Origin of the sequence: Vibrio sp. M250220 (assembly GCF_036533795.1) — a bacterium.
In the GTDB taxonomy this organism is placed as follows: domain Bacteria; phylum Pseudomonadota; class Gammaproteobacteria; order Enterobacterales; family Vibrionaceae; genus Vibrio.
Genome location: NZ_JATABI010000184.1, coordinates 1 through 615 on the forward strand (window position 1 = coordinate 1; position 615 = coordinate 615).

Consider the following 615-nt stretch of genomic DNA (forward strand, 5'->3'; position numbering starts at 1 on the left):
GCTAGTCAGCAGAAGTCTATACAAATGAAGATGCGTTTACTTGCTCTAGCACACTTTAAAGAAGGGCGGTCTCGAACACAGATTGCCAAATACCTGAAGGTAAGCCGCACTAGCGTGAACAAGTGGGTTCATACCTTTCTTGAGGAGGGACTTGAAGGACTACAGGAAAAGCCAAGAACAGGACGCCCTGCATTTCTTACCCCAAAACAGCGTGAGCAGTTAAGCCTATTTATTGAAAGTCGAGCTTCGGATTCTTCTGGCGGTAGATTAACGGGTAGCGATATTCATGCCTACATCATCAAAGAATTTGGCAAACATTATCACCCTGACTCCATCTATTATTTGCTCAATCATATGGGCTTTTCTTGGATAACATCGCGCTCCAAACACCCTTCTCAATCCCAACAAACCCAAGACGATTTTAAAAAAATTCAAAATTGAAACGATCCTCAAGATCCCCGGCCATATGGGGCTTGAGGCCGTCGATGTTTGGTTTCAAGACGAAGCTCGATTTGGACAACAAAATACAACAACTCGTCTTTGGGCTAAGCGCGGCACAAGACCGCGAGCGGTGAAACAGCAGCAATTTGAATATGCTTACTTATTCGGTTCAGT

1 protein-coding gene is annotated in these 615 nt (G+C 44.6%); it reads left to right on the forward strand.

Going from position 1 to position 615, the window contains the following annotated elements; genetic code table 11:
• The coding region (locus QTN94_RS20305) for an IS630 family transposase (protein ID WP_331428679.1) at positions 1-441 on the forward strand (441 nt) is incomplete at its 5' end.
• Positions 442-615 lie beyond the last annotated feature (174 nt).